6 protein-coding genes are annotated in these 17,486 nt (G+C 46.8%); all 6 read left to right on the top strand.

Features of this window, described 5'->3' with window-relative positions; all coding sequences use genetic code 11:
- Positions 1–2,191: InlB B-repeat-containing protein (locus T359_RS0110820; protein WP_026517505.1), on the top strand; the 2,191-nt coding region annotated here is incomplete at its 5' end.
- A gap of 234 nt (positions 2,192–2,425) precedes the next feature.
- Complete coding sequence (locus T359_RS0110815; RefSeq protein ID WP_035784223.1) at positions 2,426–3,577, top strand: YibE/F family protein; 1,152 nt, start codon at positions 2,426–2,428, stop codon at positions 3,575–3,577.
- Positions 3,578–3,597: 20 nt separating this feature from the next.
- Positions 3,598–9,648, top strand: coding sequence for a CehA/McbA family metallohydrolase (locus T359_RS21605; protein ID WP_051545263.1), 6,051 nt, complete (start codon positions 3,598–3,600; stop codon positions 9,646–9,648).
- Between the two features lie 103 nt (positions 9,649–9,751).
- Entirely contained in the window at positions 9,752–14,878 is a 5,127-nt protein-coding gene (locus T359_RS21600; RefSeq protein WP_051545260.1) for a CehA/McbA family metallohydrolase, read from the top strand.
- Between the two features lie 105 nt (positions 14,879–14,983).
- A complete protein-coding gene (locus tag T359_RS0110800; RefSeq protein ID WP_026517503.1) occupies positions 14,984–17,038 on the top strand; it encodes a DHH family phosphoesterase in 2,055 nt (684 codons plus the stop codon).
- A 1-nt stretch (position 17,039) separates the two neighbouring features.
- On the top strand, positions 17,040–17,486 hold the full coding sequence (gene rplI / locus T359_RS0110795) for a 50S ribosomal protein L9 (RefSeq protein ID WP_026517502.1): 447 nt from the start codon (positions 17,040–17,042) through the stop codon (positions 17,484–17,486).

Genomic DNA, 17,486 nt, shown 5'->3' with positions numbered 1-17,486 from the left:
CAAGATCACTGGTTCTGAGGCAACACCAAAGGCTGGATACGTATTTGAAGGCTGGTATAAGGATGATGAGAAAGTAGCAGATACAGCACAGATCAGCGCAGCTACTGTATATTCACTGCTGAATACCAGAGAGAAAGACGGACTTCCTGCAGATACAACCTTCGAAGCAAGATTTGTAATTGACGTTAATGACACCTACAAGATCAGCTATGTATCAGCCGGAAACGGATCAGTAAATCCTGAGGAAGAGATCCATCAGGTACTTGATACCCAGGATAAGATTGCTGGCTCCGAGGCAAAAGCAGATGCTGGCTATAAGTTCGATGGCTGGTATAAGGATGGCGAGAAGATTGCCAATGCAGGCGAGACTATCTCCGCAGCATTCGTATATGCAAACCTTAACACCAGAGAGAAAGACGGACTTCCTGCAGATACAACCTTCGAAGCAAGATTCGTAACAGATGATGAAGATACCTACAAGATCAGCTACACAACAGATGGTAACGGATCAGCAAATCCTGAAGATGAGACACATCAGGTACTTGATACTCAGGATAAGATAGGTGGCTCCGAGGCGAAAGCAAATGCTGGATATGTATTTGAAGGCTGGTATAAGGGTGAAGAGAAGGTAGCAGATACAGCAACAATCAGTGCAGAGGTTGTATATGCAAACCTCAACACCAGAGCAAAAGACGGACTTCATGATGATACAACCTTCGAAGCAAGATTTGTACTTGATGTTAATGACACCTACAAGGTAGAATACAAGACCGATGGAAACGGAACAGCAACACCTGCAGAAGAGTCACATCAGGTACTTGATACTGCATCCATCACAGGATCCAAGGCGGAAGCTAATCCTGGATATGTATTCGATGGCTGGTATAAGGGCGATGAGAAGATTGCAGGCGCAGGCGAGACAATCGCTCCCGCCTTCGTAATCGACAACCTCGATAAGAGAGAGGACGGACTTCCTGCAAAAGTAACAACCTTTACAGCTAGGTTTAAACTTGACGAGAATGCGAAGTTCACAGTAACTTATCTCACAGACGGAAACGGAACAGCAACACCTGGTGAGGAAACACATCAGGCACTTGTAACAGTATCTGATATTACCGGTTCTCTTGCAAAGGCTAAAGAAGGTTACAAGTTCGAAGGCTGGTACAAGGGTGATACTAAGATTGCAGGGGCAACAGAGCAGTTTAGTCCCGGCCTTGTATATGCAAATCTTGAAAAGAAGGCAAACGGACTTCCTGACAATACAACCTTTACAGCTAAGTTTGAAAAGGATGAGAGCCAGCAGAAAGAAATTGTTTACACTGTAAATCATGTAGTTGACGGTGAAATTAAGGCAACTGATAAATTCACATTCAAGGTATGGGTTGGAGATCCTGACACAGTAAAGGTTACTGCAGCTAGTATCAAGCCTAATGAATATGAAGGCTATGAGTACACCAAGACCGTTAATGCAGATGGTGGAGCAGAGATCAAGGCAGATGACGAAGTTGAGAATAAGACAGTCATCAATGTAATCTATGATCCTGTAACAGTAACCATCCGCTATGAGTACAGGCCAGGTCCCGGAGTGACACTTCCAAGCGACCTTCCTGAACTTCCTGCGGCATATGAAGCCCAGTTCGGAGATATCATCAACGTACCGGATGTACCTACCTATAAGGGCTACAGCTTCACAGATTGGGAGATGGAAAAAGACGAGACTGACACCGGAATACTCAGCTTCATCAGTGAGATATTCGGAACCGTTTACAAGTTTATGGCGGGCCTTGGAAGAGAACAGGTAGGCGCAAGCACAATGGTAGCACCTGCATATGATGTAGTTATCTACACCATCGTTACAAAGAATGCTACACCTACACCTCCCGGACCTACACCGGATGATCCGACACCTACACCTCCTACACCTCCGACACCTACACCGGATCCTGCACCTGCAGATCCTACACCTACACCTGCAGCTCCTGTAGCAGCAACACCTGCAGCAGGACAGGCGGTTCTCGGTGCAACACGTGATGATACCACAGGTAACGGCAGAGCAGTTCTCGGAGCAAGAAGAGGCAGAACAGACGACGAGACCAACAGTAGCGCAAGAGTATTTGCAATTCTTGTTTCAGCTGCAGTAGCTATTTCCCTTTTCTTCACAGGAAAAAAGAAAGAAGAGGAAGAAAAATAATTTAAAATAAGATTTAGTTTCCAGACGGGCGCCTGCATTTATGGGCGCCCGTCATTTTTTAAGTTATCGTAGTTTTCTACAATTTTTCTTCTGAATAATGGTAAAAAATTTATATAGAATTAATAAATGATATCTGATAAAATTTAATTCCACGCCTAAAAGAGTTATCGGTTCCTCTTTGGGGATGGGCTGAAGTAACTGTTTTTGTTTGATTTATTGTGGGATGGGTTCTTTATGAGCGGCGACAGAGGGAGTAAATGGGATTCTAAGCGAATAATTGCAGTGCTGGTACTGACTGCAATTTTTATTTTGTCCTATTTTCTCATTCATTCTTTTCTTATAGAAAAAGAGGAGGCCACCAGCGCCAAATCAGAGTTTGCCAGGGGCAGAGTCACTGTAATGCTGCAGGACAACACCCAGAGGGACGAGACCACGGAGGGCGTCCTCAGGGGCTCCCAGGAAGTTATCGTAGAGATCCTGTCAGGTCCCTACAAGGGCAAACAGTATCAGACTACCAATTATCTCAGCGCTCTTTACAATATCAACGCCCAGGAGGGCACCGGAGTTATTGTAAGACTTGACCCTCAGGGAGAGGGTGTCAGCGCCTTTATTTACAGCTATGACAGGGGACTTATCATCTTTTCTCTGATTCTTATTTTCGTAGCAAGTCTTCTTATTATCGGAAGAGGCAAGGGGGCCATGGCCTTTGTTGCGCTCTTTATCACCTTTGTCAGTATTATCGGGATATTGTTCCCGCTGCTGGAATATGGTTTTCCGGCAATACCTGTAACAGTCTTCATTGTTTTCTACACAACAGTTTTCACCTTTGTACTTATAGACGGAATTAATAAAAAGACAATAAGCGCAGCCCTGGGAACCCTCTCAGGCGTCGTTATCGCATCACTTTTTGCGGTGATCGCGGGATATTTTGCCCATATTACAGGTTTTCAGACCAATGAGTCTGAGGAGCTGCTTTTAATAGGAAGAGACCATGGAATGAAGATCGGGGGACTTTTTACCTGTGGAATCCTGATCGCAGCCCTGGGAGCCGTAATGGACGTGGCCATGAGCATTGCCTCAGCGGTTCATGAGCTCCATGAGGTCAATCCGTCTCTTTCCGCAAAAGAACTATTCAGATCAGGCATGAACATCGGCCGTGATGCAATGGGAACCATGGCCAACACTTTGATACTGGCATTTGCCGGTTCAAGCTTTACACTTCTTTTGCTGGTGTATTTCTACGATATTACACCGGTTCAGCTCCTTAGCACGGATCTGATCGCAAGGGAAGTGATTCAAGGCGTCTCAGGCAGCATAGGAATCGTGCTGACTGTACCAATCGTGGCATTTCTGTCCGCAAGGATTGAGTTAGGTAGAAATGTGTAAATGATGAAAGGTGGGATAATATGAAAAACAGAAATCGTATACTGGCAGTGCTCCTGGCGGGCTTTATGTCAGTAACAACTGCATTCGGATCATCAACAGTTGCTTTTGCGACAGATGTGTCAGATGATGCAGTGACACTGGAAGTTTCAGAAGAATCTCCTGAAGAGGCTGAGGTTGTGGCCCCTGAAGAGACAGAAGAAGCTTCTGAGGAAACAGAAGAGACTACAGAGGACATCGTAGTCCAGGACCAGGAAGAGGAGATCGAAGAGGCTTCTGCTTTCGAGGAAGACGAAGTAGCAATTACAGACATCAAGACTGTAATTGAAAAGAATGACAAGGATACAGAGTTTACAGTAAAGGGTGTTGTAAACTATGTTAACGGCAAGAACGTATATGTACAGGATGATACAGCCGCTATCTGCGCTTATCTTTCAACAGCTGATAAGGACCTTAAGGCTGGAAATCTTATAACAGTAAAGGGCTCATTCAAGGATTACAACGGACTTGCTGAGCTTGACGCTGCTGAGATAGTAAATAAAGATACAGCAAATACTAAGACCTATGGACCTGTTGAGTTCGATGCAATAACTCTTGCAGATCTTGTTGATAATCATGACAACTATGAGAGCCAGAAGGTTCTTGTTAAGGGCGTTTCATTATCAATTGTTAATACCGGAACTGAGGAAAAGCCTAACCTGAACTACTATGTGGTTTCAGGTGAAAAGAAGATGCTGGTTTACAAGGCAGCAAATACCTTCAAGGGAATGGAAGATGGCGATACCGTTAATGTTACCGCTATTGTTGGCGAATATAGTAAGCCTGCTGATAACCCAAAGTTAGGCCAGCTTATTCCCATCTCAGCTGAGAAGGTTACCAATGAAACAGCAGAGGTAGAGGTAACTCCCGAAGAGGGCGAGATCAAGGCAGGCACTGAGCTTGAGATGAGCTGCGAGACCACAGGAGCAGTTATCTACTACAGCATCAACGGCGCTGAGGACTTCACTGCTTATGATGAGGCTAAAAAGCCTGTTATCACAGCAGAGGACTTCGTAAAGGCTTCTGAGACCGACGAAGTTGCCAAGGCTACAGTTGTAGTTTATGCCAAGGCTGAGGACAAGGATGCTTCTGCCAAGAAGACCCTTGTTTACACCCAGGCCAGGGTTAAGGAAATTAAGTCAAGCCCCAAGGCAGGCGCTGTCAGAATGGGTGCTAAAGTAACTCTTGCAACAGCAACCGAGGGAGCCAAGATCTTCTTTTCCCTTGATAACGGTGAGACCTATACAGAGTACACAGAGCCCTTCGCTATAACAAGCCTTCCTATGACAGTTATGGCCAAGGCTACCTGCGAAGGATATCTTGACAGTGATGTGGTTACCTTCGAGTTCACAGAGAGAGAAGATAAGGAGTACAACATCTACTTCGGTCAGCTTCACTCCCACACCAACTACTCAGACGGTGCAGGAACCTGTGATGAGGCCTTTAATCACGCTGCCAACGAAGTTGAGAATCTTGACTTCCTTGCAGTAACCGATCACTCCAACTCTTTTGACAACGATACAAGCGCAACAATCAAGGACGGCTCTGCTTCTTCAGAGTGGGTTGAGGGACATGAGCTGGCTGATAAGTATACATCCGATGATTTCGTTGCCCTTTACGGCTACGAGATGACATGGTCAGGCGGAGCTCCCGGTCACATGAACACCTTCAACACTGACGGATTCATGAGCCGTAACATGAAGGGCTACGAGAGCAAGTCAAGAACAGCTCTTCAGAACTACTATGCTGACCTTGTTAACACCCCTGATTCCATCAGCATGTTCAACCATCCCGGAACAACCTTCGGTGATTTCTATGACTTTGCTTACTACACCAAGGAAAATGATAAGCAGATCACCCTTATCGAGGTTGGTAACGGTGAAGGCGCCATCGGCAGCGCAGGTTACTTCCCTTCATATGAGTACTACACAAGAGCTCTAGATAAGGGCTGGCATGTAGCACCTGCCAACAACCAGGATAACCACAAGGGCAGATGGGGAGATGCAAACACAGGAAGATCAGTTATTCTTGCTGATTCCCTCACAAGAGAAGATGTTTACGACGCTATCCGCAACATGCGTGTTTACGCTACTGAGGATAACGACCTTAATATTTACTACACCTTAAACGGTGAGGTTATGGGTACAGTTCTCGAGACAAAGCCCGAGGCTGTCAAGATCGATGTTAAGACTTCAGATGCCACAGATTCCGGCGTGATGAACGTTGAAGTTGTTGTTGACGGCGGAAGAACAGCCGCTTCCCAGACCGTTCAGGAGAGCGCAGATGAGGTTGTTTTTGAACTTGATCCCGATTTTGCATATTACTACATCAGAGTAACCCAGGCTGACGGCAACATCGCTGTAACAGCTCCTGTATGGATCTCTGCTGTTGAGGCCCTTGGCGTAAGCTCAATCTCAACAGACACATCTCTTCCTGTAGCAGGCGAGGATCTTAAGATCAACACAGCTTTCTACAACAATGAAGAGTCAGATTTCCAGGTTGATTCAATTGTTTATACAGTAAACGACGAAGTTTATCTTGCCCGCACCGGTGCAAGTCTTCCTGAGGAGATCAGTGTGCTGGGATCTCACAGTGAAGTAAGTGATACCTTTGTACTTAAGAACGATAAGCCCGGAAAGGTTACAGTCGGAGTTTCTCTTATCGGTAAGTTAAACGGCGTTGCCAAGACCTACACAGATACCCTCACCCTTATCTATGTGGCAGAGGATATGGTTACACATGTAGTTGTTGACGGAACACATTTAAATGACTATGTAACCGGCTACTATGGTGGAAACGTAGGAAACTTTGCTGATATCGCAGCATCTGATTTTGTTAAGGTAGACGTTGTTACAGATCAGATCACAGCAGAGACTCTTGAGGATGCACCGATTTTCGTTATCTCAGCTCCCAACAAGAACACCAGAAACGGTGCTGTTATGCACTTCGAGGATTCCTTTATCCAGCTGGTAAAAGAGTACGTGGCAGCAGGCGGAAACCTTATTGTCTGCGGTCTTGCGGACTACCAGGATACAGCTGACGGACAGTCCTCCACAGAGATCAACAAGCTCCTTGAAGCTATCGGAGCTACCACCAGACTCAATTCCGATGAAGTATGTGACGACGAGAAAAACGGTGGACAGAACTACAGACTTTATCCCACAAATTTCAACAGAGACTGCTACCTTGTAAAAGATGTCTCTGAAACTCAGAAATACAGCGCTTACAGCGGATGCTCAATCCTTCTTGATGAGACAGCTGTGCAGGCAGGCAAGGCAGAGGCCGTAGTTACCGGCTTTGAGTCCACCTACACAATTGACAGTAAGAAGTTTGACGAAAATTACCACGAGGTTCCTAAGGGAAGCGTTGTATTTGCAGCAAGAGAAGAGCTTACTACAGGTTCTGAGATCCTTGTAACAGGTACAGTATTCCTTTCCAACTTCGAAGTTAAGACAGATCTTGATTACGGCGGAGATGAGTACTATGCAAACCGTAACATCCTTCTTAACTACCTTTCAAATAACAAAAAAGACCTGAAGGTTAGCACCATCGCAGAAATGAGAAAGGGCAACCTGGGCGATATCTTCACTGTTGAAGGCTATGTAACAGCCGGAACAGCAAATGAGGGCAACAAGTTCTTCGATACAATCTATGTTCAGGATGACACAGCCGGAACCACAATATTCCCTGTAGCAGACGAGGGAATCCAGGTTGGAACCAAGCTTCGTCTCACAGGCTTTGTGGATGAGTATCAGGGAGATAAAGAGCTTCAGATCTTCAACTACAAGGTTATCGACGGAGACACATTTGAATACAAGCCACGTCTTATTTCCTGCCAGGAGGCTATGGATTACGAGACCGTGGGCGGATCACTTCTTAAGGTTGAAGGTACAATTACAAAGGTAGTTACCAATTCTTCAGGAGTTGATTACTTCTATGTTCAGGATCACAAGGGTAACAAGATTTTTGAAAACGAGGATCTTGGAGCAAGAGTATTCATAGACGGATATATCCTTGCTTCCGACGGAAATGACACCACAGCAGATGATATCTATGTTGGCAACTATGTAAGTGCTGTTGGTCTTTGCTACATGAATCCTGACGGAGCGTGCCTGCGTGTACGTGACAGAGCTGAGATCGTTTCAAAGATCACAGTTACAGGTGTTAAGGATGTTGAATATACAGGTAAAAACATCACCTTCGACGGCATCAGAGTTTTTGTTGATCGTTATGAGCTTGATCCTTCAGAGTTCAAGATCACATATTCAAATAATAAGAATGCCTACGCCGGAAAAGGCGATGAATTTATAGCTCTTGCGCTTGATAAGGCACCTGCTGTTAACGTTACTCTTAAGGGCGGTTATACAGGAAACTATGTAAAATACTTCAATATTGAGCCTGCAGATATCACAGCAGAGGACCTTGAGCCTATAGTAAAGGCTGCAACAGGCAAGGCTCAGAAGGATGTTCCTGAAGTTACATGGATCGACGGCGATGGAAAGACAGTGAAGCTTGCAAACAACACAGACTTTACAGTAAGCTATCCCGACACAGCAGAAGGCGCTTATGCAGAGGCCGGAGACTGGAACATCGTTGTAACAGGTAAGGGCAACTTCAAGGGTACAAGAACATATGCCCTGAAGCTCTTGGATGAGACACAGATTCCTATGAGCCAGGTGACAATCAAGGGTGTTGCAGACAAGAAATACACCGGAGAGGAGATCGCTCAGGAGCAGCTCAAGGTATTTGACGGAACCACAGAGCTTACTGCTGATGACTATGAAGTAAGCTATGCTAATAACATCGCAGTCGGCACTGCTTCAGTTACTGTTACAGGTAAAGGAAAATATGTAGGAACCAAGACTGCAACCTTCAAGATCCTTGGAACATCCATGGCTGATGTTAAGGTAGAGGGCCTTGTACAGACAGTTCCTTTCGATTCTTATGGCGCAATGCAGGACAAGCTTGTTGTTAAGCTTGGTGACACAGTACTTACTCTTGGTAAGGACTATGAACTTGAGTACAGCAACAACTTCGAGGTAGGCAAAGCTACTGTAACAGTTGTGGGAATTGGCGGCTACTACGGCAGCAAGAAGCTTACTTACAAGATCGTAAAAGCTGATGTAAGCAAGCTTGATGACCTTCAGATCGTGGTTTCACAGGATGTACCTTTTGCCAAGGCAGGAGCAAAGCCTGAGATCACCATCACAAGAGGCGGTAATGCTCTTACAGAAGGTATAGATTACAAGGTAACATACAAGAACAACAAAAAGCTCTATTCAGACAGCACATTTGCTACTAAGAATGCCCCTGTAGCAACCATCAAGTTCATCGGCGGCTACAAAGGCAAGGCTGTTAAAAAGAACTTCACCATCGTTCCTAAGGCTATCAGCTCACCTGATATCACTGTTGTAGCTCCTGATGTAGCTGCAAACAGCAAGAAGGGCGGATTCAAGACCAAGCTTAAGGTTTATGACGGCGCAGCTCTCCTTAAGGCTTCCGATTATGAAGCTACCTATACTCTTTTAGGTAAGAGAGATGAAGTTACAGGAATCCAGACCTGGTTTGATCCGGCTGACCAGAAGCTGCTTGATGTCAAGAAGGACAAGGCAGCAGCCTATGACGTTATCCGCGTTGATATCACAGCCAAGAAAGGCAGCGGTTACTATCTTGAGGAAGTTGGAGCACAGACCCAGGCTGTATATTGCGTAATGCCGGCTTCCAAGATGATCTCCAAGGCTACCATCAAGGTTGGTGCAAAGGAATATGCAGGAAAGAATCAGGCAGTATTCCTTAATCCTGAGGATATTACTGCAACCATCAAGGTAAAAGAGGGTAAGAAGACAGTAACCAAGACTCTTGAATTCGGTAAGGATTTCGATATCGATTATGATTCCTATGTTTCCAACAACAAGCTGGGAACAGCCAAGGTTACCATTATCGGTATGGGCGAATACGGCGGATCAAAGGTTGTTAAGTTCAAGATTGGAAAGAAGGGCATTTTTACAGGTATTATTAAGATTATCAGCAGATAATAAATAATGATTGTTTAGGTTTCTGCGGAGAGCCTGCTTTAGGGGAAAAAGGCAGGCTCTTCGTCTAAACATAAAGGTATGAAAAAAAGAAAGGTGGGAGAGTATGAAGAACAGAAAACGCATACTGGCAGTCCTTTTAGCGGGATTTATGTCAGCAACAACGGCGTTCTCGGCAGGCACTTCTGTGGCATTTGCGGCAGAAACCACCGAGGAAGCGGTAGTTCTTGAAGAGACAGCCCCTGATTTCTCAGAGGTCACATTGGAAGAGACTACCGAGGAAACACCCGAAGCGGCAGCTGAAGAGATCACTGTAGAGCCTGAGGCAGAGCAGGAGATCACCGTCAGCACCATCGCAGATGCGTTAGCCGCAGAGGCAGGAACAACATTTACCGTACAGGGTGTTGTTAACTACGTATCAGGCAAAAATGTTTATGTTGAGGACGAGACCGGGGCCATCTGCCTCTATCTTAAGTCCGCTGACAAGGACCTTGCCGTAGGCAACCTTGTTACAGCAACCGGTGCTGTTAAGGACTACAAGGGACTTACAGAGCTTGACGGCGCTGAGATCATCGAAAAAGACACAGAGAACACCAAAGATTTTGGCTTTAACACAATTGAAGCCGCTGATTTTGCTGCTTTTGTGGCAAATTATAACGACTACGAGTGCAAAAAGGTAGTTGTTAAGGGCGTTACGGTTTCTTCCGTAGCAGCCAAGAATGTCTATGTTGCAGTGGGTGACACCAAGGCACTTGTTTACGGAAACAACCTGGACAAGACCTTCGCCGATTTCCCGGTGGGCACCATTGTAAATCTCACAGCTGTTGTATGTGATTACAACGGTATTGAATTACTTCCTATTTCAGATGAAAATCACCCCATGGTTGAGAAAGTTGTATCCGGGGGCGGCGGGGATGAGCCCATCGAAGATGTTGAGGTGGACGACTCCGTAACTCTTGATATTGCCAAGTGGTCAGGCTCAGACGTTACAGCCTTCAAGGGAGACCTTGTGGTTTATGCTGACGGCGCTGTAGCCAACGACGGAGCAGACAAGAACAACGAAGTTACAGCCTTTAAGGGTGGCACACAGGTATCACCTATCTATTCCTTCTCCAGCAATGGCGCTCCTGCAGCTGTCATCGGCTCAGAGGGAATGAAGGCAGGAGATTACTATCTTCTTACCATCGCAGCCAAGGGCTATGGCCTTTACAAGCTCTCTTTTGACATGAAGGGCTCAAATACCGGTGCCAAGAACTGGAAGGTTGAGTACAGTACAGACGCTGAGAACTTCACTGCTGTGGGAGATGCCGTAACAGTAAGCAAAAACTGGGCAACCTATACCGTAAACGTTCCTAAGGAAGTTATCAACGCTGACAGAGTCTTCTTCAAGGTTGGTCCCGCCGACAATACTTCCATCAACGGAAAGGAAGTGGCAACAGGCGGCACAAACCGTTTTACCAATATCCTGGTTTCAGGAAGCCCTGTAAAGTCTTCCGAGATCGTGGATGCCGTAGTAATTGATCCTGTCGAGGGCGCAGTTCCCTTCGGCCAGGCTCTTACAATGGAGACAGCAACAGAGGGTGCAAGCATCTACTTCACAGTTAACGGCGGAGAAGAGAAGCTCTACGATCCCGAGAACAAGCCTGTTCTTGCAAAAGAGGACTTCGTTGCAGCTTCAGACCTGGATGCTGTTAAAAAAGCTGTTGTAGTAGCTTACGCAAAGGCTGAGGGCAAGACAGATTCCATCAAGAAGACCTTCGTTTACAGCCTTGCAAAGGTTGGAACAGTTAAGGCTTCACCCAACGGCGGTGCGGTAAGAAAGACTCAGGACATCACTCTTGCAACAGCAACAGAGGGTGCTACGATCTTCTATTCCCGTGATAAGGGCGAGACCTGGGAGGAGTACACAGCTCCCTTCAAGATGGACACTCTTCCTGCAACAATCCTGGCAAAGGCAAGCTGTGAGGGCTATGAAGACAGTGCAGTTGCAACCTTTGAATTCACAGAGAGATTAAACGACGAATACAATATCTATTTTGGTCAGCTTCACTCCCACACCTCCTATTCAGACGGTGCAGGAACCTGTGAAGAGGCCTTTAACCACGCTGCCAACGAAGTTGAGAACCTTGACTTCCTTGCAGTAACAGATCACTCAAACTCTTTTGACAATGACACCAAGGCGAACATCAAGGATGGTTCAGTTTCCAAGGAGTGGGTTGAGGGTCATGAGCTGGCTGACAAGTACACAAGAGATGATTTCGTATCCCTTTACGGCTACGAGATGACATGGTCAGGCGGAGCTCCCGGCCATATGAACACCTTCAACACCGACGGCTTCATGAGCCGTAACATGACAGGCTATGAGAGCAAGAGCAGGGCTGCTCTTCAGAACTACTATGCTCAGCTGGTTGATACACCTGATTCCATCAGCATGTTCAACCATCCCGGAACAACCTTCGGTGATTTCTACGACTTTGCTTACTACAGCAAGGCCAACGACCGTCAGATCACTCTTATCGAGGTTGGTAACGGTGAAGGCGCCATCGGAAGCTCAGGCTACTTCCCTTCATATGAGTACTACACAAGAGCTCTTGATAAGGGCTGGCATGTGGCTCCTGCCAACAACCAGGACAACCACAAGGGAAGATGGGGAGATGCAAACACAGGAAGATCCGTGATCCTTGCAGACTCTCTTTCAAGAGAAAATATCTACGACGCTATCCGCAACATGCGTGTTTACGCAACAGAGGATAACGACCTTAAGATCTACTACACACTTAACGGCTATGAGATGGGATCAACCCTTGATATGGTTCCCGCAGAGGTTAAGATCAAGGTTAAGACTTCAGATCCTACAGACTCAGGCAAGATGAACGTTGAAGTTATTGCCAACGGCGGCGTTTCAGTTGCAAGCAAGTATGTTGATGAGGCAGCTGCAGAGACAGAGTTCACTCTTTCTCCCAACAACTCCTACTACTACATCAGAGTTACTCAGGCTGACGGCAACATCGCTGTTACAGCTCCTGTATGGCTCACAGATGTAGAGGCTGTAGGCGTTGCAAGCATCGCAGCAGACACATCACTTCCTGTTGTTGGTGAGGCTCTGGGCATCACCAGCACACTCTTCAATAACGAGACCAAGGACTTTGAAGTAACATCCATCACTTACACAGCCAACGGCGAAGTGATCCACACCACAGCCCTTGACGAGAACACATCAGTTATCAAGTCCCAGGCTGAGGTTACAGATACCTTCAACTGGACCTGCAATCAGGCAGGCAAGCAGACCATCGAGGTTACTCTTCTGGGATACCTTGACGGCGCACCAAAGAAGTACACTGCATCCGTTGACCTTGTTTATGTAACAGAGGACATGGTTACTCATGTTGTTGTTGACGGTTCACACCTTAACGACTATGTAACAGGCTACTATTCAGGCAACGTTGGAAACTTCGCAGACATCGCAGCCAACGACTATGTAAAGGTTGACGTGGTTTCCACAGAGATCACAAAAGAGACTCTGGCAGATACCACAGTTCTTGTTATCTCAGCACCTAATAAGAACACCAAGAACGGCGAGATCATGCACTTCGAGGACTCTTTCATTCAGCTCGTAAAAGAGTATGTGGCAGAGGGCGGAAACCTTATTGTCTGCGGTCTTGCAGATTATCAGGACACCAAGGACGGCCAGTCCTCCACAGAGATCAACAAGCTCCTGGAAGCTATCGGAGCTACCTCAAGGATCAACTCCGACGAAGTATGTGATGATGAGAAGAACGGCGGACAGAATTACAGACTTTATCCTACAAACTTCAACAGAGACTGCTATCTTGTAGAGGGCGTTTCTGCAACTCAGAAGTACAGCGCATACAGCGGATGCTCAATCCTTATGGATGAGACAGCTGTGCAGGCAGGCAAGGCAGAGGCTGTAGTTACCGGCTTTGAGTCCACCTACACAATTGACAGCAAGAAGTTTGATGAAAATTATCACGAGGTTCCCAAGGGAAGCGTAGTATTTGCAGCAAGAGAAGAGCTTTCTTCAGGCTCTGAGCTCCTTGTTACAGGTACAGTATTCCTTTCCAACTTCGAAGTTAAGACAGATCTTGATTACGGCGGAGATGAGTACTACGCAAACCGCAACATCCTTCTTAACTACCTTGATATGAACAAGAAGAGCGCCAAGATCAGCACCATTGCAGAAATGCGTGCAGGTCAGCCGGGCGACATTTTTACCATCGAAGGCTATGTAACAGCAGGCACAGCAGTTGAGGGCAACAAGTTCTTCGACACCATCTATGTTCAGGACGACACAGCAGGAACCACAGTATTCCCTATCGCCGACGCAGGTATCGAGATCGGAACAAAGCTCAGGATCACAGGTTTTGTTGACGGCTACCAGGGCGACAAGGAGATCCAGATCTACAGCTACAAGGTTCTTCCGGATGAGAAGCGCGTTTACGCACCTAAGAAGGTTACAACTAAAGAGGCAGCAGATTATGATGCTCTCGGCGGTTCCCTCCTTCAGGTAGAAGGTAAGGTAACAAGAGTTGTGACCAACACTTCAGGCCTTGACTACTTCTATGTAGTTGACGAGTCCGGCGTTGAGGCAAGAGTATTCATCGACGGATACATCCTTGCATCAGACGGAAACGACACCACAGCTGAGGATGTTCAGGTTGGAAACACAGTAAGCGCTGTTGGACTTTCCTATTTCAATCCTGACGGAGCATGCCTCAGAGTTCGTGACAGAGCAGAGATCGTTCTTGTGAAGACTGCAGAGCCCGAGGTTAAGGGCACTCTCGTTAAAAAGTGGGGCGTAACCTACTACGTTGACGAGAATGGCAAGAAGCTCACAGGCCTCTATGTTATCGACGGCGACAGCTACTTCTTCAAGGAGAAGAACGGCACCATGGTAAAGAGCGACTTCGTAGAGATCGACGGAAAGACCTACTACTTCGGTTCAGACGGAAAGATGGTTAAGGGAACCTTCCTTACCAAGTGGCTTTCAACCTACTACTTTGACGGCGAAGGCGTTATGGCTACAGGCAAGACTCAGATCGGAGATGATTACTACTTTTTCGACGGAAAAGGAAAGCTTGCCAAGGCAGAGTGGATCACAAACGGCGATGACAAGTACTATGCAAAGACAGACGGAAAGCTTGCCAAGAGTGAGACCATTACAAAGTGGGGCAAGAAGTACAGCTTCGATGAGAACTGCGTTCTTATCAAATAATTGAAATATAAGTTATAAGTATAAACTCCGCGGTAGAATACCTCTATCGCGGAGTTTTATGCTATACTATAGTGAGTAGTATTTTGGGGTAAGAGGGATGAGAAAATGCCAAATAGATCACGAGTAAAGTTAAAAGGAAAGCTTAAGACTTATCTTCGTATTTTTACATATCTGGGGATTCTCCTGGTACTGGTAAACGCAGCCGTTTTCACCGTCAATTTCACTTCGGGACTTATCGTGCTTGCTTTTACGGGCCTGTATTTTATTGCGGTACTTTACCTGAACTTCTACAACAAACCCATTATCATGAATGAGCTGGTGAGCTTTGCCACCGAGTACGGACAGATTCAGAAGAGGCTCCTTCGAGAGCTGGATCTGGCCCATGCCGTCCTTGACGACACCGGCAAGGTTGTCTGGACCAACGCAGCCTTTGAGAGGATAGTCCATCAGGACAAGGGCTACAGAAAGAGCATCACCAATCTTTTCCCCGAGATCACCCCGGACAGATTCCCTGAAGGCTCCGAAGAGATCTCCGTTGATATCGACTACGAGAACAGCAATTTTACCCTGAAGATGAAGCGCATATCTCTCTACGAGATGGCGGTTAACAGCGATATTATCGAGGCCGACGGCTACGAGGGAAGCCTTATCGCCGTTTATCTTTTCGACGAGACAGCTCTCAAACTGGCCATCCAGGAGGTTGATAACCAGTCCCTGGCAGCAGGCCTTATTTACCTTGATAACTATGAAGAGGCTCTGGACAGTGTCGAGGAAGTCCGCAGATCTCTTTTGACAGCTCTCATAGATCGTAAGATCAACAAGTACATCGCTTCCTGCAACGGTATCGCCAAGAGGCTTGAGAAGGACAAATACTTCGTGGTTATGCCCAAGAAGTCCTGCGAGATGCTTAGAGAGCAGAGATTCGACATCCTGGAGGATGTTAAGACCGTCAATATCGGTAACGAGATGGCGGTTACCCTGAGTATAGGTATGGGTCTGGACGGTCTGTCCTACGCCCAGAACTACGAGTTTGCCCGCAATGCCATTGACCTGGCCCTGGGCCGAGGCGGAGATCAGGCGGTTGTTAAGAGCGCCGATAATATCGCTTACTACGGCGGTAAGAGCCAACAGTTTGAAAAGAGCACAAGAGTTAAGGCCAGAGTTAAGGCCCACGCCCTTCGAGAGATCATCTCCGGCAAGGACAACGTCATCGTTATGGGACACAGAATCGGAGACGTAGACTCTTTTGGCTCCTCAGTGGGTATTTACAGGATCGCCAAGACTCTGGACAGGAAGTGCCACATTGTTCTTAATGATGTGACCACCTCCATGAAGCCTCTGGTGGACCTTTTTAAGAACAATCCCGATTATGAGAACGATATGATCATCAACAACCAGCAGGCCATCGATATGGCAGGCAGCAACACCGTTCTGGTTGTGGTTGATGTTAATAAGCCCAGTATCACCGAGTGCCCGGAGCTTCTTCGCTTCTGTAAGACCATCGTGGTCCTTGACCACCACAGACAGGGCACAGAGGTTATCGAGAATGCCACACTTTCCTATGTTGAGCCCTATGCTTCATCAGCCTGCGAGATGGTTTCCGAGATCCTGCAGTACATAGGCGAGAATGTCAAGATCAGCAATGAAGAAGCTGACAGCATGTATTCCGGAATGATGGTTGACACCAACAACTTCATGAACAAGACCGGTGTAAGAACCTTCGAGGCAGCGGCTTTCCTTCGCAGGAACGGCGCGGATGTCACCAGAGTCCGCAAGCTCTTCAGAGAGGATGCACAGGAGTACAAGGCCAAGGCCGACGCAGTCAGCCAGGCAGAGATCTACAGAGACAAGTACGCTATGTCAGTTCTTGATACCGAGGGTCTTGCAAGCCCTACCATCGTGGCAGCCCAGGCGGCCAACGAGCTTCTTAATATCAAGGGTGTGAGGGCCAGCTTTGTATGCACCGAGTACATGGGCCAGACCTATGTCAGTGCCAGATCCATAGATGAAGTTAACGTTCAGGTGATCATGGAGAAGCTTGGAGGCGGCGGACATATGAGCAGCGCAGGATGCCAGTTTGAGGGCGAATCCGCAACGGATGCCATTGCCACAGTCAAGCAGACTTTAGATAAAATGACAGAAGAAGGAGATTTAGATTAAGATGCAGGTTATTTTGTTACAGGATGTTAAGACCCTTGGTAAAAAGGGAGAAATAGTAAAAGTAAGCGACGGATATGCCAAGAACTACGTTATTCCCCAGAAGCTTGGCGTAGAGGCTACAGATAAGAACAAGAACGAGCTCAAGAACCAGCAGAAGCGCGATTCCATCGTGGCTCAGCAGCAGCTGGACGAGGCCAAGGCTTTCGGAGAGAAAATCGGTGAAAAGACCGTTCAGGTTACCATGAAGGCCGGCGAGGGCGGAAGAGTATTCGGGAGCGTATCCTCCAAGGAGATCGTCAGCGAGGCTGAGAAGCAGTTTGGCTTCAAGCTTGACAAGAAGAAGCTTCAGATGCCTGAGCCCATCAAGGCCTTCGGCACCTATGAGATCCCTGTGAAGCTTCACCCACAGGTAACAGCAACACTTAAAGTTTGTGTAAAGGAACAGTAA

Origin of the sequence: Butyrivibrio sp. MC2021 (assembly GCF_000621605.1) — a bacterium.
In the GTDB taxonomy this organism is placed as follows: domain Bacteria; phylum Bacillota; class Clostridia; order Lachnospirales; family Lachnospiraceae; genus Butyrivibrio.
This window is presented reverse-complemented; position numbering and strand designations above follow the sequence as displayed.